Below are 14177 nucleotides of genomic sequence, written 5' to 3'. Positions count from 1 at the left end.
CGACGGTCGCGGCCGGCCGCTGGGGATGATGATCACCGGCGGGAACATCAACGACACCACGATGATGACCGCAGTACTCGAGGACATCCGCGTCCCCCGCGACGGGAAGGGCAGGCCACGGACCCGCCCGGACCGGGTGCTCGCCGACAAGGGGTACCCGTCGAAGGCGAACCGTGCTTGGCTCCGCGGCCGCGGTATCGCGGCGACCATCCCGGAGCGTGATGACCAGGTCGCGCACCGCCGCAAGAAGCCGGGCCGGCCGATCGACTTCGGCGAACAGCAGAAGGAACGCTACAAGGGCCGCAACGTCGTCGAGCGCTGCTTCAACCGGCTCAAGCAGTGGCGCGGCATCGCGATGCGCTCCGACAAGCTCCTCCGCAGCTACCGAGCCGCCGTCAGCCTCGCCGCGACGCTCATCTGGATCAAATCAGACTTGATCAACACGGCCTAGTACGGAGTAGTGCATCGGCGCGCTTGCCATCCCCTGCGACGCTGTGCCCCGCGACGATCTGTTCCAGCTTCGACTGAGACCACGAAGTCAAGAGCTGAGCACCAAGGCCGATCCCGAGTACCCACGGGTTCGCCTCGAAGAACCGTTGCCAGACAGCTTCTGGACCCTTGTTCGGCTCCACCAGCGAATCGAAGAACACGTCGTCGGAGAGCATCCGACGAAACGTATCAAGGCTCGAGCGTCGACCAGCCAAGGCGACGACATCTCGGGCAGAGTCATCGTCTGCAATCAGCGCCCGCAGCACCGGCGCCTGCTGTTCGTAGAACCGAGCAGCCGATCCCGGGTTGTTCAGCAACTCAGCGAGCGCCTCGTCATCGAGACGGATACCGGTGTCTGCTCCATCCGGCTCCACAAGCATCACCGTTCGAAAGAAATCCGCCAGCCGGATAGCGTCCTGCCGCCTTACGCGCAGCACCTCTTTGACGGTGCCCGCAGCACCGGTCACCGGAACGCGCTGTATCCATAGATCAACTATGGAACCGGACTCGCGCGAAACCAGAACCTTGATCTGCGATCGTGTTCCTTCGACGGAAGTGACAGCCCACTCTTCGCCTTCACGCACAAGGGATGACGCCGTACCGTTGTCATCGAACACGGTGTACACGAAGCGGCTGGGCTGACCATAGTCAGCGGAGTTGGGGTTGCCGTTGGCGAACGTCTTCGACGTGTAGATGCGTCCCGCAACCCGGGCCTGCGCATACTCGGTCTCCGTCGCCGGCGAGTAGGACGAAGGCTGGTGCTCCCACTCTGCTCTCGGCACGGGCGGCATCCTTCCTGGCGCTGAGAGATGCGCGCTAGTCGTCACAACTGGCGCTCGGGGCGTGATCGTGGCCGATCGCATCGGACAGAATCGCGCCTCGACGAGCGCATACCCTATAGTGCCAGCGGCGCGCCGCCTCGCGGTCTGAAATCTACCTGTACGCCAGCCGTGAGACCCACAGCATGGCGACGCAATCGACCAGCGGCGGCGACCACACCCAGGTATCGGCTCACGTTTCCGGCAGGCCGGCCTTCAGCCGATCGGACTCGCACTCCGTCGATAGGTTTCCCCCTGCGGCGCGGTTAGCTAGACCTGAACTAGAGTGCGCCCGTGACCGACTTCGAAGCCGCTGCTGATGTCGCCTGGCAGGTGTACCGGCTCGTGCGGTCTGTACCGGGGAGGTTGAGCGATCCCCGGCTGATCTTCCTTCGTGATTTCCCCATCGGATCCTGCGACGCGTTGGCGTACGCCACTGCCGCGATGCTGCTGGGTCGCGGGCTTGGTGACTGGTGGGTCATCGTCCAGGGCGATGGAACGAGGTGGCACGTCTGGCTTGAGTGGCGGGCCAGCGACGGGTCCACTCTGTTCTCCGTTGATGCAACAGCGCATCAGTTCTCCGAAACGCCGGAACCTTTCGTCGGCTTAGGGCAGACACCCACAGCGCGCCGTTTCAAAGAACCCGTCAGCGCAACCCGTTTCTCTCAGCTCGCCAAGTCCTGGCCACGAGACGCTGAGCTGGCCCTGCTGCACCATGTGCGCGAGCACCTGACCTGAGCGTCCAAACCGGAGCAAACCGCAATGAGGGAGAACCGTGGCACCATCGAGCTCACGAGCACGTCGCGCGTCGCATGCAGCCAAGATTGCTGCGCGGAGCGCGCAGAGCACGGGGGTGGTCAGAGCCTACGTCGAGTCGTTCGAACGTCCCGACGGGAAACCTGACCTTCGCTTGAGGGAGAAGGTCACCCGTCGAATCATCCGAGTTCTTTCGGGCGACCCGCTCATGCATCAGATCACTCCGCTCGCGACGCTGATGGCAGAGTGCTACTCCCATGGTCATGGGCTCACAAAGGCAACCGGCCGCGATGAGCACATCGCCATCGCCGCTCCGGTCGTTGGTCAGACCTCTGAGGAGGTGTGCTTCTGGCTCGATCAAAACTTTGTTGTGACGGTGCGCATCCAAACCGCGGCCGTCGTCTCCCCGCCAACCTCCGTGTGGTGCTTCATAGAGAAGTACTCCAGTGAGGACGGCCAGCCAGGTCTCCGTCTCCGCGAGAAGGGAACGGGCCGCAAGGTCGAGATGTACGGCGAAACCAAGGACCAACTGATCGCCTTCCTCGCCAGCCCACAGGCCACAGGATATGACGAACTCCTCGCGAACCTCTACGAGAAGGATGGTTACCGTGACTATGTGCTGGTGTCCGGTGGCACGACTGTCGACACGTACGACGTGATCCGGTACGAATACGACAGCAAACTCACCTACATCATCGGTCCGACAACAGACACCGCCTACCGCGACGCGTTCAGAGTCATGGAAGAAGAGACAGCAGCCACCGCACACGCACGAACTGCAGCAACGCACCTCCGCGATGGGCGCTACCGCGAGGCTGTGCTCTACGCCCGACTCGCGATCGAGGCCGCCTGCGGTGGTCGAGGTCTCACCGTTGCCAATCGCCTCGCAGACGCTCCTGAAGTATCGAAGGCAGCGATGGCGCTCAACGAGCTACGCCATACCGCCGTCCACGGACTCGACACGCGGATCGAACAACACGACGCCGAAGAGGCCGTTCGCCTCATGAACCAGGTACTTGAGCACGTGCTCGGCTCACGATGATCACGCAGCGAGGATCGTCACGTCGGCTTCCGCGCGCGTCGGCCCCGTCACCGGCACTCCTCCACCCCACAGTTGGCGATCACCTGTCGGACGCCCGGGCGTCGCCGGCCGACTCTACGATGACGACGTGACATCCGAAACGCCACGGTGCGAGTTCCGAGCTGACATGATCGTTTCCACACCTGCTGGCGGTCATCGCCGGTTGCTCAACGTTCAATGCATCCAAGACGAGCACCATGCAGACCTCGGATACGGCGACGCCGCCGAGCACGAGTTCTTTGCCGCCGACACACACACGTTCGGCGCCAGCCGCGAAGGGCATCGGTGGGTCACCCGTCGGTGACTGCGATGCGTGCGTGACCACCCGCAGGTCAGCCGGTCGGCCTGAAAAGCAGAAACCGTCAAGCTGTCAAGGGCGTTCTTACGGGTCGGACTCAGCGGAGGATCCAGCTCGCTAGCGACATGAGGTCGGCGGTCACCCGGTCACGGTGGGCGGTGTACCGAACTGCGCGCGATCCCGCCCGGTCCCCTTTCGGCCGGTTGGCGGTGATGTACCCGCGTTCTTCAAGCTCGGTCAGCGCCTCCACGACGGTGGTGGTTTGAAGCCCTGTCGCTTCCTGTAGCTCTGGGCGAGACGCAGACGACACCCCGAGGAGCACACGCAGACATGACAGGCGGGATTCGTTCTGCACGATCCGGTGGATGTTGAGTTCCGGCCCGGTGAGGTCCGGTATCTCGGTGCGTACGGGCATAAGGCTATTGTGACAACCCCTAAGCGCGCGTGTCGCTGGCGCCCGTAGGGAGTAGCGATGCCGATCGGGTTCTCCCGCCACCGCTATTCAAGTGTCGTTGGCGGTAGTCAAACCACACTAACTCCATATTCGAATGCATGTTCGAACGCGGTTACCCTGGTTCCGAGAGGGGCAGGTGTGACCGTGGGGACGAACAAGCGCTATGCGGCCTCGGTCGACCGGCGGATGGATCAGAAGATCCTGGAACGCATCGCGCGCGACGCCGGCCCGCTGCAGTCTCTCTCGCGAGAAGAGATCGGCCTCGACACCGAGCCGGTGACGATCGACCCGAAACCAAAGCCCGTCCGGGCGTGGGTGCGATTCGGCGCAACACCGGTATGGGTCGACGGGCAGGCGTGCCGATGGACGGCGGACGCCGTAGCGATCAGGTTCCTCGTCGGTGAGGTCGAGCACCGGGCCTGGGTGTGGGCCTCCGCGGTGACGCCTCTCAGCTCGCGGTGACCGGCTCAACAACGTCAGTGTTGGTCGGCGAGCCGGCGTCGTGCGGACTCGATCTCGTGTTCCCGGTGTTCATTCGCACACGGACCACAGGCCCGCCCCTGCAGCCGCAGCGTCATCCTGGGCGGCTTTGTGAGCCTCCTGGCCCCCGTAGGGCGCGTCGTGGGTGTATTCGTAGCCCATGCCAGCGACAAGGGCATCAACGGCGATACTGCGGCCTTCGACGAGCACATGCCGCAGCAACCGCCCGTACCGGTCGACATTATCTTGGGTGGGGTCGGGGTAGATCGTCACGGTGTGGCCGTACAGGGCCGCGTTGACGTAATTGCGGGCCTCCTGGGCGTAGCACTCGTCAGCGGCGCCGTCGCGGCCGATCTCGGGGGTGTCTATCCCGATGATCCGCACCCGCTCGGTGCCGCTGGCTGTCCGGACGTCGATGGTGTCGCCGTCGACGACGGCGGTGACCTCGGCTGTGATCCCCAGCACGACGGGAGCATCTGAGGGAACGGGGGTGCCGATGTGCGCGGGGGTGCATCCGGCGAGAGCGATCGCAAGGACGGGAGCGGCGATGAGGCGTTTCCGAGGGGTCTTCGGCATCTGTGCGCTCCTTTCGATTCGGTGAGGGATTGCATCGGCGCCCGGGCTGGGGAGAGAGGTCAGCCGGGGCACCGATGAGTCATGTGAGCGGGTGGCTTCATCGGCTGTTTGCGATGCGGTCGATGTTGTCGGGACGGAATCCGCTCCAGTGGTCCTGGTCGTCGACGACAACCACGGGAGCTTGCAGGTAGCCGAGGTCTTGGACGTACTCGAGCGCTGCAGGGTTCTCGCTCAGATCGACCACCCGGTAGCGGATGCCCTTCGAGTCCAGCGCACGGTATGTCGCGTTGCACTGCACGCACGAGGGCTTGCTGTAGACCGTGATCTCGTTCATTGCTCTGCCCTTCCCGAATCAACCGTTTTTCTTTGCCTGGCGGCAATCGAGGGATTAACGACGAGCGGAGCGGGAGGGAGCAACGGTCGTGGAATACCGGACTGAGCGGAGCGAGGGAGGATATGCCGCGAAAGCCGTTGTCCCGATGCGTAGCCGTCGTATCCTCGACAGCCGGACAGGTCAAAGAAGGCGTGAGAGATCTCTGGCCGCGTAGCGGCGCCGTCTGAACGCCGGCCTCTGTGGCGGCGTGAACCGCTCGCCAGAGCGGGTGCTTTCATTGTGATATCACAGTGAAAGCGCATTGAGATCACCTTCAGGCGTCGTGTTCTGCTCGGATGGCTTCGAGACCGCGCCGCAGTGCCCGCAGCGCGGTCTTCTGCATGGTGCGGTCCTCGAGCGCGGCGACCTCAGCGAGCAGCGGGGGCAAGTCAGGGTCACTCCCCCAGCGCACCAGGAACGTCTTGGGCGTCCCCTCGGGCCACTCCCCTGAGGCCGGCTTGTCCGGCCGCGGCGCGGCGGTCTTGGGGGTCTTGGCGGCGGGCTCGGCCGCTGCGGGCGCCGACTGGGCCGGTGCGTCTGCGGCGTTGCCGAATGCTTCGATTCGCGCCTGATCGATGGGGGCGCGCTTCTTGATCGCCATTACGCCACCAGCTCCGCCGCGAGTGCCTGAATTTCGGCCTTGGCCTTGACGTTGGACCACTCGACGACGCCGAGTCCTTCACCGATCACGTCGCGGTACGCCTTCCGCTCGAAGATGACGGTTTCGAGAGGGCGGATGCGCGGATAGTCGGCCAGGTACTCCCCCGCGTCATGCCGCTCAGTGATGCTCGGGTTCGAGGGCGCCTGTGTGATGAGCCCACGCACGTCGAGCTCGGGGTTGAAGTCGAGCGCCTGATCGATGACTTCGGTCATGTGCCCGAGGGTGTCGAGATCCAGCTGGCTGGGGCGCACGACGACGACGAGCTTGTCGGCGGCGGTCATGCCGGTGCGCATTTCCTTGCTGTCCTTGCCCGCCACGTCGACCACGACGACGTCGTACCGGGTCGCGAGGTCCTGCAGGGTCTGATGGATGCTGCCCAGCTTCGCCACGCACGCGACAGCGGGCGTGCGGCCCTGTTCCTCGCGGTCGGCGTGCCAGCGCGAGGCAGATCGCTGCGGGTCGGCGTCGACGAGGCACACGTCCTTGCCTTCGTGGGCGTACTGGACGGCGAGATTGACGGCGACGGTCGTCTTACCCGGCCCGCCCTTCTGGCTGCCGATGAGGATGATCATGCTTTCACTCTGCTTCCATAACGATATTGGACTGATTTCGGGACGCTATCGCTATTACTTCGATAGCGAAGTGATATCACTTTACCGGGTTGAGGACTAGATATCAAGACGGTTTCAAAGTGATATCAGGGGAGCGCGAGGGGTGCCCCCTCGCGACGCCTCGGCATGCGGCCCGCGCTGGTTACTTTTGTACTCGCATACTGGCGGGTTTTCGAGTACAATAGTCGTATGCCGATCGAGTGGAACCGTAGTGCGGAGAAGCACTATCCGATCGCCGACGCGCAGTATGCGTTGCGTAACAAGACCCTCTTCCTGCCTGGCTTCGACACCGCCGAAGACGGTGAGGTCGTCGATCTGGTGATCGGTCCCGCACGCGACGGGCAGATGCTCGAGCTTTTTCTGCACCGCCGCCAGCCGAAAATCGTCTACCTGTTCCACGTCCTGCACTTGCGTCAGAAGACCATCGATCGAGCGCAGGACATCATCGACCAGCGCAAGGGAGGAACCCGGTGAGCAAGAACATCACACCCAAGGATGAAGAGCGCTACAACGAGCTTTCCGAACGGATGGAAGCGGGGGAGTATCGGCTGACGGCGACGGCTGCAGCCGTCGCGCCGCACGTTGACTACAGCGACGAGCTGGACGCTCTGATCGACGAGCTCGACGTGATCGAGAGCGACGAGCCCACGCCCGCCGCCCCGGAGGGTGCCGTCACTGCTGAGCAGGCGCGCCGCGCCCTCGGCCGTCCGAGCCTCAGCGGCTCGGCGGGTACGGGTGCGTCTCACCGTCGACAGACCCGGCTTCCCGACGATCTGAACAACCTTCTCAATGCGGAGATCGCGGCAACGCACCGCACAGAGAGCGAGATCCTGCGGGATGCGCTGGCGATCTACCTCGGTAAGCAGCAGGCAAGCAGCGGGCGCAAGAGGCGCCGACCGCTCACACCGGCCTGAGCCGCGGAGCCGGAGGGGCGGCCCGAAGGCCGCCCCTCCGGCGTTTCAGGCGACGCGGGCGGTTGGGGTGGAAATGTACGAGTTGGGGTTCTTGCTGTTGTCCTGGTTGTCGAACCGGTCGACATAGGGCACGCCGAGGCGTCCGGCGCCGTTGACGGGTGCGCCCGTGCCGTGGCCGATCACGGTTCGGAGGGTGTAGCGGGCGCCGCGAGAGAAGTGGTCACGGATCCACACGCGCTCACCGACCGTCAGAGAGTCGGTGGGGCGCTCGGTGGCGTCGAGGTAGCCGCCGAGCCGGTCGGCTTCGGGCTGGGCCTGGTCGAGCGCGTGCAGCATCTTGTCGAGGTCGTGGGCGTCCTGCTCGATTCGGGGCGCAGCGATCCGGCCGACGATCTCGTGGCCGCGCACGAGATACACGCCGTTATCGCTGTCGAAGTCTTCGGCGCGGCGGCGGGAATCGAAGGTGGCCAGAGCGACGGTGAGCCCGTCGTTTCCAACGAAGTTCACGAGAACGGTGAGCAGCTGCGCGTATCCGCCGCCGTCCGCGGTGAGCGGGGGGAGTCCTGCAAGCTCGGCGTACCGGAGGAACGCGGCCACGGAGTCGCGCCCGCCGTTCCAGTGCAGGTAGATGCCGATGTTCGCGCCGGGGGTGGTGATGACTGCTCGGTTGCCCATGTTTGTGTCCTCTCTCCCCTCACGTTTTTTGCCGTGAAGGCGGTTTTCCGCCTTAGCAACCGGAGGGCGCAGTGCAACCCGAAGGGCGGCGGGGGAGAGAGTTTCGGCGCGAAGTAAGGGAGCGCAGCGACCGCGTGCCGAAAGTCTCGGGGGAGCCGGTGGCGTAGCCACTTGAACGGAGCCCGGAGGTAGCTACGACCGGAGCGCAGCGGAGGGAGCCGCCGAAGGCTTCACGGCAAAATAACGGGCCGGTAGGCCCTTCACTGTCGGCCGGTTCCGTCCGGCCGTCCTCTAGCCGGCGCCGCCCGGTGTCGGCCGCCATTGATCCGCTGCTGCGTCCGCTTCGCCGCTGATAGCGCGGTGCTGTCGGAGTGAACTCGAAGTGATATCACGAAGATATCGGGCGGAGGAGTGCGAGGGGACCACCCCTCGCCCCTGACGGGCTGTGTTTGTCAGGGCAGCGCGACGATGCTGTAGCCGGAATGCCCGCCGTCCTCCACGGCGTGCACGTTCTCGATGTACTCCCACATCGTCGTGTGAACGTCGAAGGGCGATGAGTCCTCGTCCCATCCGGGGCCGAGCTCCTTGTCAGCCCACGCGGACGCGAGTTGCACGTGCGTCTCTGCCGCGAGGGTGAGTCCTTCGGGGGTGGTGAGGGTCAGCATGATCGCTCCGAGGGTGGGGGTATTTGGTCGCGCGCGGTGGGGGAGGGGGCCGCTTACGCGGCCCCCTCGGTCGGTCAGTCCTGGTCGCCTTCTGCGGCGGCGGTGACGATCTGCTCGACGTCGCTGAGGCCGTAGCCCCATGCGGCGAGCTGGGTGAAGTACGCCGCGTCAGCGGCGCCGGGATAGCGCCACGTCTGCTTGCTGGTGTGGCTCTCGATCCCGCCGAGAACGATGGCGAGGGCGATGTGCCCTGCCTTCGCGGGGGTCTGCTCGATGATCGCGGCGAGCTTGTCGGGGTTGCCGTATCCGCCCTGCTCGATCCCGAGGAGTTCGTGCGCGAGCGCGTTTCCGTCGCGGGTCGCCTCCCCGACGTTGCGGCGGTGGATCGTGAGGCCCTTTGCCACGAACGCCGCGGCGTCCTTGGGGAGCGTCTTGCGCGAGAGGAACGACGCGAGCCATTCGCGGCGCACGGTCTCTGCGGATGCCCACGCCTTGTTGTTGGCGATCAGCGTCCGCCGTTCGGCCTTCTGCTCGTCGGTCATCGGGCCCGATGCGGAGCCGCCTTCCTTGACGAAGCCCGCGGCGCGCGGGTCGCTGAGGTAGTAGCTGATGCGGGCGGTGTCGGTGCCCCACGGCGCTGACACGTAGACGGCGCGGCCGTCGGCGTTCTCGATGTGCTCGGGAGTGACCCGCTCGCCGTCGGCGGTCCGCAGCTCACGGACGTTCGTGTACGCGCTGTCGCCGTAGTAGTACTCGCGGTCGAGGATCTCGAACCCGCGCGCGGCGAGGTCAGTCTCCGCGTCGGCCTTGATCTTCGCCCGTGCGCGTTCATCGCGGGCGCGCTGGGCGGCGTGCTCGAACTGCGTCGGTTCGGAGGTCGCGACCTCGATCAGCTCAGCGCGCAGCTGCTCGTCGTCCTCGAACTCGATGAGCACGGCGGCCTGGTCGAGGGTAAGGGCGTGGTGATCGTTGATCGCGGATGCCGCGACCGGGCTCTCAGCGACGGTCAGGGCGGTCTTGACCTCCTTGGCCTTGGTGCCGGTGCGCTTGGCGATCGCGGTCACGCTCAGCCCCTCGAACGCGAGCTGCTGGAACGCGGCGGCACGGTCGCCCTGGGTGAGCGCTTCGCGCTGGTCGTTCTCGACCATCTGCTGAATGATGCGCTCGGCGGTGGCCTCGGATGCCTCGACGACGTAGACGGGGATCGTGGCCATGCCTGCCTCGCGGGCGGCGAGGGTGCGGCGCTGACCGGCGCGCACCAGGACGTTGCCCTGCTCATCGCGGCGCGCCAGGACGGGCGTCAGAACGCCGTTCTCCCGGATGCTCCCCACGAAGGCGGGAGTGATGGGGGCGCTGGGACGCACGTTCGCCTCAATGACGAGGCTCTGCGGGTCGATGTGCTCGACGGTGCCAGTGTGGGTGGCGGTGGTGTTCATGGGTTCTCTCTCCCTCGTTGTTTTGCCGTGAAGGCACGAATGTGCCGCGGAGAGAGAGCGGGTGGAGTGCAACCCGTCAGGGCGGTGGGGGAGAGAGTTTCGGCGCGATGTGAGGGAGCACAGCGACCGCGTGCCGAAAGTCTCGGGGGAGCCGGCCCCCGCGTCCGCGGGGGCTTGCGCGGAGCCCGATCGACCGGATGCTGCCGAAGGCTTCACGGTAAAACGACGCGCGTAGCGCGGTGGTGCTGCGGCCGCCTGTGGCGGTCGACGTCTTCTCGACGGCGCGCCGTCGACGAGAGGGCACGGCCCCGGCGAAGACGGGGATCAGCGTCGCGGGCCGCGCCCGTGGCCGGCCGCGGAACGTCGGGGCTTGTTCCCGCGCATCTTGGCGAGAATCGCGTCGATCTCGGGTTGCTCAGCGGCGATGCGCTCGCGCAGCGCGGCTTCCTCGGCCGCGCGTGCGGCAGCGCGGGCGAGTTGCTGCTCACGCTCGAGCTGGGAGCGCGCAGCGGGCGCGAGTTCGTCGGCGGGAACCGCCTGGGAGACGAGCCAGAACAGCCACGCGAGGGGGTCGCGTTGTTCGGCGGGCTCGAGGTCGTGCCGCATGCCGGCACGGTGGCGGTCGACGCGCTCGAGCAGCTGCTCGACGGTCCACCCCCGCTCGAGCAACCGGTGGCGCGCGATCGCGTCGCACACCTGACCGATGTGCCGTCCGCCGACCCACACCGCCTCGGCGCCGGCAGCGGCAGCGGGGCGCACATAGGCACGCGTCGGCCGCGACCTGCGGGTGCGCAGAAGCCGGGGGAGCCGGTCGACGAGCTGAGCGGCGAACCGTTGGACCTCCAACGGCCACCGAGGCTGGCGCGTAGCCGCCTTGTTGTCTTCGTATTCAGCTGGTCGGCGCGTAGCGCCGGCCCGTCGCGCGCCTCTGGCGCGCTTTGGTGAGTTCTTTTGAAGGTGAGAGGTCTTAGAAACTGTTCTGGAGAGGGGTAGGGGGGTGCCGTCCACAGATCGAGGGATCGTGAGCGCCCGCGTCGACGCGGCCGCGCGCTGCTGCACGGCGCCGAGCGAGCGCGCTGCAGCGAGCTCGTCGAGGGTGAGACGGTTGCGGCCGCGGGCGCACTCAACGACGAACCCGAGACGCGACAGGAACCGCATGATCCGCTTGACGGTCGCCTCGGCATAGCCGATGCGCTCGGCAACGGTCGCGTGGGAAACGGCGACGTCGCGCCCCGTGGCGCGATCTGCCGACGCCGCCCACTCGGCCGCGGCAGCGAGCACCGTCGCGGGGCCGGCGACGCGCAGACGGCGCCTCAGGGCCTCCACAGAGGGGAGCGCGAGAGCGTGCTCGAGCGCCTGCAGCCAGTCCGAGGGCCGGCAGACCGGGATGGCGGCGTACACGCCGGCTTCCGGGGTCAGCATCAGGCCACGGCGGCGCGGCCGACGTGGGCCGTGCGCTGAGCGCGGTCGACTCACGGCGGACGACACGCCCGCAGCGTGTGAGCGCGAGCTATGGGCAGCCCGAACACTTTCGGGTACGATGAGGAAACCTCCTAGGACTAACCGCCGAGGGGTACATGCAGGAGAGCCGGTTCAGCACCGGCACCCGTTTGAAATCGCGTCATCTGTTCCTGTCGCCAAACTTCGACAGATGAGGCTCAGAGCTTTGAGGCCCGCCCTAGGCGGGCCTCTTCTCGTTAGGCGGAGTCGATAGGCAACTCCCCGTCATGTAGTTCCTGCTCCGGCCAGGTCACAGGCAGACCCCGACTGGTCAACTCGAGGTGCTCGAGGATGTGCTCGAACATCACGGCAGACGAAACGGATGCCAGATCAGCGATCCGGTCGAGCCGTTCCTTAGCGGCACGCTCGACGACGTAGCCGATCGGCACTGGATCGACCAGTGAGCCGCGGGGACGTCGACGGGGAGCCATGCCAGCGAGCGTAGTTCTATGCCAATGGCTAGCGCGAGAGTGACACGCCGCAGATAAACCTCGGGTTGAAGGTTGGTGCTGAACGAGACGGTTCCGCGTGACGACGTTCGCCGCTGGGGCCGCGGAGAGTCGTCGTCCGAATGGATGAAATGTGCTCTCGGCGTCGGTTGAGAGCGATCCACAAGGACGCCGACGGAGCGGCGCGGTGCCTCCTAAGGCGTTGCGCGCCCTTCCGGGAGCGTAAAGGGCGCTACGCGGTTCCTGCGGAACCCAGCCTGCGGCGTGGCCCTTGACCCACCCTCCACGGCGCGCAAGGCGGCAGATATCAGTCGATGGCGAGCCATCGACTGACGTCGAAAGCAGAGGAAGGGTGGTCCGAGGTGGGGGAGAGATCAATCACCGAGGTTGGCGAAGTGGGCCATGAGGGCGGCGACGTCATCGTGCAGCCGCTTGCGATCGATCGTGTACATGATGGGCGCGCCGCGGCGCCCGCCTTCATCACTGGCCACGAGGTAGCCGAAGCGCTGCAGATCGTTGGTGATCACGCTCGTGCTGCCGAACGGGATCGAGGTGCCGGCCGCGAGTTGCTGGCGGCTCGCGGTGCGGTGGGCCGAGAAGAACAGCAGCGCCTCTACGCGGTTGTTCGATCCGAGCGCGTCGAGCACGTTGCGGACGCGCTCAGGCATCTCGGAGGAGAACTCGTGACGGGAGGGCACCGCCCCATTGTGCCAACTCATGCCCGCTGCCTCTCGGTTGCGATGCCCCGAAAGCGGGACTACATTCGTGGTAAGTGCTAATCAAGCTAGCAGATACGGAGATTCCATTCAGGTTTTGTCCCCCAGTTGGGGGACAGAAGAGGGGTCGGAGGGTCCATGTCAGACACATATCGTCTACTTGTTGCGAAGAATCTGGGCGAGCACGAGACGGACAAACGCAGACGACGCGGGGGAGCGCAGCAGCATGGTGAAGTCGGCATGATGCGATCAGGCGAAGGACGATCGCGGTCCGCGGACGAGAGCATGGTCATCGCAGCGATGCACGCGCAGGCGTGGCGATTCACTGGCGCCGACTACACGCAAGGGTCAGTGCCGCAGCTGCTCGCCTACGCGATGGAGTACGTGCGGACCCCGGCGCCGTGGGAGATCTCGCTCGAGCACACGACCTCGGGCCGCACCCTGTTCCGCGTGAACGCTGACGGGTCGGTGATCGCGTATCTGCGAACCGGCGCGCGAGAGGTCTGGCCCGCCGGGACCATCGCGGCTCGCCCGCTGCCGATGATCGGCGCCCATCAGGGAGCCGGCGTGAGCGTGTGGGCGCAGCTGCTTGGGGGAGTGGAGGTGCCCGCCGTCGACGACGACCACGGCCCCGCACTGATCGTGGTTCGCTCCACCCTCGCCGGAGTCGAGGCCGCTAAGCGGTACTCGGCCAAGGCCGGTGCGATCCTGCTCGTCGCCGACGCGGCGGGCAAGCTCCCGCCCGAGGTGCGGCGCGCAGTCCGAGTTCTACAGGGGGCGGCACCCGTCGTCCCCGTGCCCTGGCTCCCCGCGCTGCGGGGCATGATCTCCGTCCCGGAGAACGCAGCCATCAAGAAGGCCGCGGCAAAAGTTGCTGCGGCTGTCCGCGAACAATGGAGGGAAACCCCGTGAACCTGGTCCTCGACGTTGCCACGACCGCGACGCACATCGTCCCGATGGCGCCCTACTGCCTGCCCACGGAAGCGCAGAACGCGCTGGACACCGCGCGATTCTGGGTGCAGATCGCCGCCGTGGCTCTCGCGGTCATCGCGCTCATCCTTGTGGGTATCGGAATGTTCTTCCAGCACAGCCGCGGTGACGGTGGGCAGATGCTCTCGCGCCTCGGCTGGTGGATCGCCGGCGTGGTGCTCGTCGCCGCGGCGTCGGGCATCGTCTCGATCTTCCTGCAGGTTCCTACCGACTGCATCCAGCGATAGGGAGCTCG

Annotated in this window: 20 protein-coding genes and 1 pseudogene; 9 read left to right on the top strand and 12 right to left on the bottom strand. The window is 66.1% G+C overall.

Translation table 11 applies throughout. From position 1 onward, the window contains the following. Nucleotides 1-4 precede the first annotated feature (4 nt). Nucleotides 5-451 (top strand): annotated as a pseudogene (locus P6897_RS16100) (IS5 family transposase); the annotation flags it as partial. Here the strand turns inward: P6897_RS16100 and P6897_RS16095 are convergent. Beyond that, nucleotides 438-1271 carry a hypothetical protein gene (locus tag P6897_RS16095; RefSeq protein ID WP_282502646.1) on the bottom strand — a complete coding sequence of 278 codons (834 nt, stop codon included), beginning with the start codon at nucleotides 1269-1271 and terminating at the stop codon, nucleotides 438-440. The pseudogene P6897_RS16100 and the gene P6897_RS16095 overlap by 14 nt on opposite strands. A 330-nt stretch (nucleotides 1272-1601) precedes the next feature. Between P6897_RS16095 and P6897_RS16090 the strand changes: the two genes are divergently transcribed. From P6897_RS16090 to P6897_RS16080, 3 genes are all read left to right on the top strand, one after another. Continuing rightward, entirely contained in the window at nucleotides 1602-2045 is a 444-nt protein-coding gene (locus P6897_RS16090; protein WP_282502645.1) for a hypothetical protein, read from the top strand. Nucleotides 2046-2160: 115 nt separating this feature from the next. Next, nucleotides 2161-3105, top strand: a complete 945-nt coding sequence (locus P6897_RS16085) for a hypothetical protein (RefSeq protein WP_282502644.1) — start codon at nucleotides 2161-2163, stop codon at nucleotides 3103-3105. A gap of 127 nt (nucleotides 3106-3232) precedes the next feature. Beyond that, nucleotides 3233-3448 carry a hypothetical protein gene (locus P6897_RS16080; RefSeq protein WP_282502643.1) on the top strand — a complete coding sequence of 72 codons (216 nt, stop codon included), beginning with the start codon at nucleotides 3233-3235 and terminating at the stop codon, nucleotides 3446-3448. Between the two features lie 91 nt (nucleotides 3449-3539). Here the strand turns inward: P6897_RS16080 and P6897_RS16075 are convergent, their stop codons facing one another. Next, the gene (locus tag P6897_RS16075; protein ID WP_282502642.1) at nucleotides 3540-3857 is read right to left on the bottom strand and encodes a hypothetical protein; all 318 of its coding nucleotides are present in this window, start codon (nucleotides 3855-3857) and stop codon (nucleotides 3540-3542) included. 177 nt (nucleotides 3858-4034) lie between these two features. On the opposite strand from P6897_RS16075, the gene P6897_RS16070 reads away from it, so the two are divergent. Continuing rightward, on the top strand, nucleotides 4035-4358 hold the full coding sequence (locus P6897_RS16070; RefSeq protein WP_348997239.1) for a hypothetical protein: 324 nt from the start codon (nucleotides 4035-4037) through the stop codon (nucleotides 4356-4358). Between the two features lie 69 nt (nucleotides 4359-4427). Here P6897_RS16070 and P6897_RS16065 read toward each other — a convergent pair whose 3' ends face one another. From P6897_RS16065 to P6897_RS16050, 4 genes are all read right to left on the bottom strand, one after another. Next, complete coding sequence (locus tag P6897_RS16065; RefSeq protein ID WP_282502641.1) at nucleotides 4428-4952, bottom strand: thermonuclease family protein; 525 nt, start codon at nucleotides 4950-4952, stop codon at nucleotides 4428-4430. A 97-nt stretch (nucleotides 4953-5049) separates the two neighbouring features. Continuing rightward, complete coding sequence (nrdH, locus tag P6897_RS16060; protein WP_282502640.1) at nucleotides 5050-5286, bottom strand: glutaredoxin-like protein NrdH; 237 nt, start codon at nucleotides 5284-5286, stop codon at nucleotides 5050-5052. A gap of 313 nt (nucleotides 5287-5599) precedes the next feature. Continuing rightward, complete coding sequence (locus P6897_RS16055) at nucleotides 5600-5926, bottom strand: hypothetical protein (protein WP_282502639.1); 327 nt, start codon at nucleotides 5924-5926, stop codon at nucleotides 5600-5602. Next, nucleotides 5926-6558 carry an AAA family ATPase gene (locus P6897_RS16050; RefSeq protein ID WP_282502638.1) on the bottom strand — a complete coding sequence of 211 codons (633 nt, stop codon included), beginning with the start codon at nucleotides 6556-6558 and terminating at the stop codon, nucleotides 5926-5928. Before P6897_RS16050 ends, P6897_RS16055 begins: the two co-directional genes overlap by 1 nt. A gap of 228 nt (nucleotides 6559-6786) precedes the next feature. Here P6897_RS16050 and P6897_RS16045 point away from each other — a divergent pair, with 228 nt between their 5' ends. Both P6897_RS16045 and P6897_RS16040 read left to right on the top strand, forming a co-directional pair. Next, complete coding sequence (locus P6897_RS16045; protein WP_282502637.1) at nucleotides 6787-7071, top strand: hypothetical protein; 285 nt, start codon at nucleotides 6787-6789, stop codon at nucleotides 7069-7071. After that, nucleotides 7068-7511 (top strand): hypothetical protein, encoded by a 444-nt coding sequence (locus tag P6897_RS16040; RefSeq protein WP_282502636.1) that lies wholly within the window; start codon nucleotides 7068-7070, stop codon nucleotides 7509-7511. The genes P6897_RS16045 and P6897_RS16040 overlap by 4 nt, the downstream gene beginning before the upstream one ends. Before the next feature lie 45 nt (nucleotides 7512-7556). Here P6897_RS16040 and P6897_RS16035 read toward each other — a convergent pair whose 3' ends face one another. The 6 genes from P6897_RS16035 to P6897_RS16010 all read right to left on the bottom strand — a co-directional run bounded on the left by P6897_RS16035 (nucleotide 7557) and on the right by P6897_RS16010 (nucleotide 12955). Next, complete coding sequence (locus P6897_RS16035; RefSeq protein WP_282502635.1) at nucleotides 7557-8186, bottom strand: hypothetical protein; 630 nt, start codon at nucleotides 8184-8186, stop codon at nucleotides 7557-7559. 452 nt (nucleotides 8187-8638) lie between these two features. Next, the gene (locus P6897_RS16030) at nucleotides 8639-8851 is read right to left on the bottom strand and encodes a hypothetical protein (RefSeq protein ID WP_282502675.1); all 213 of its coding nucleotides are present in this window, start codon (nucleotides 8849-8851) and stop codon (nucleotides 8639-8641) included. A gap of 74 nt (nucleotides 8852-8925) precedes the next feature. Then, entirely contained in the window at nucleotides 8926-10287 is a 1362-nt protein-coding gene (locus tag P6897_RS16025) for a ParB/RepB/Spo0J family partition protein (protein ID WP_282502674.1), read from the bottom strand. Between the two features lie 324 nt (nucleotides 10288-10611). Then, complete coding sequence (locus P6897_RS16020) at nucleotides 10612-11709, bottom strand: hypothetical protein (protein WP_282502673.1); 1098 nt, start codon at nucleotides 11707-11709, stop codon at nucleotides 10612-10614. A 275-nt stretch (nucleotides 11710-11984) separates the two neighbouring features. Further along, on the bottom strand, nucleotides 11985-12218 hold the full coding sequence (locus tag P6897_RS16015; RefSeq protein ID WP_282502672.1) for a hypothetical protein: 234 nt from the start codon (nucleotides 12216-12218) through the stop codon (nucleotides 11985-11987). Nucleotides 12219-12610: 392 nt separating this feature from the next. Continuing rightward, nucleotides 12611-12955: a hypothetical protein gene (locus tag P6897_RS16010; RefSeq protein ID WP_210007878.1), complete on the bottom strand. Its 345-nt coding sequence runs from the start codon at nucleotides 12953-12955 to the stop codon at nucleotides 12611-12613. Between the two features lie 282 nt (nucleotides 12956-13237). Between P6897_RS16010 and P6897_RS16005 the strand changes: the two genes are divergently transcribed. Next, nucleotides 13238-13864: a hypothetical protein gene (locus P6897_RS16005; protein WP_282502671.1), complete on the top strand. Its 627-nt coding sequence runs from the start codon at nucleotides 13238-13240 to the stop codon at nucleotides 13862-13864. Further along, nucleotides 13861-14169: a TrbC/VirB2 family protein gene (locus P6897_RS16000; RefSeq protein ID WP_282502670.1), complete on the top strand. Its 309-nt coding sequence runs from the start codon at nucleotides 13861-13863 to the stop codon at nucleotides 14167-14169. Before P6897_RS16005 ends, P6897_RS16000 begins: the two co-directional genes overlap by 4 nt. Nucleotides 14170-14177 lie beyond the last annotated feature (8 nt).

The organism is Microbacterium sp. BDGP8 (assembly GCF_029991045.1).
Taxonomy (GTDB): Bacteria; Actinomycetota; Actinomycetes; order Actinomycetales; family Microbacteriaceae; genus Microbacterium; species Microbacterium plantarum.
This window is presented reverse-complemented; position numbering and strand designations above follow the sequence as displayed.

Coding starts and splice junctions, on each gene's coding strand:
- P6897_RS16075 (WP_282502642.1), bottom strand. CDS start 3,857: ATGCCCGTACGCACCGAGATACCGGACCTCACCGGGCCGGAACTCAAC.
- P6897_RS16065 (WP_282502641.1), bottom strand. CDS start 4,952: ATGCCGAAGACCCCTCGGAAACGCCTCATCGCCGCTCCCGTCCTTGCG.
- nrdH (WP_282502640.1), bottom strand. CDS start 5,286: ATGAACGAGATCACGGTCTACAGCAAGCCCTCGTGCGTGCAGTGCAAC.
- P6897_RS16055 (WP_282502639.1), bottom strand. CDS start 5,926: ATGGCGATCAAGAAGCGCGCCCCCATCGATCAGGCGCGAATCGAAGCA.
- P6897_RS16050 (WP_282502638.1), bottom strand. CDS start 6,558: ATGATCATCCTCATCGGCAGCCAGAAGGGCGGGCCGGGTAAGACGACC.
- P6897_RS16045 (WP_282502637.1), top strand. CDS start 6,787: ATGCCGATCGAGTGGAACCGTAGTGCGGAGAAGCACTATCCGATCGCC.
- P6897_RS16035 (WP_282502635.1), bottom strand. CDS start 8,186: ATGGGCAACCGAGCAGTCATCACCACCCCCGGCGCGAACATCGGCATC.
- P6897_RS16030 (WP_282502675.1), bottom strand. CDS start 8,851: ATGCTGACCCTCACCACCCCCGAAGGACTCACCCTCGCGGCAGAGACG.
- P6897_RS16025 (WP_282502674.1), bottom strand. CDS start 10,287: ATGAACACCACCGCCACCCACACTGGCACCGTCGAGCACATCGACCCG.
- P6897_RS16020 (WP_282502673.1), bottom strand. CDS start 11,709: ATGCTGACCCCGGAAGCCGGCGTGTACGCCGCCATCCCGGTCTGCCGG.
- P6897_RS16015 (WP_282502672.1), bottom strand. CDS start 12,218: ATGGCTCCCCGTCGACGTCCCCGCGGCTCACTGGTCGATCCAGTGCCG.
- P6897_RS16010 (WP_210007878.1), bottom strand. CDS start 12,955: ATGAGTTGGCACAATGGGGCGGTGCCCTCCCGTCACGAGTTCTCCTCC.
- P6897_RS16005 (WP_282502671.1), top strand. CDS start 13,238: ATGGTCATCGCAGCGATGCACGCGCAGGCGTGGCGATTCACTGGCGCC.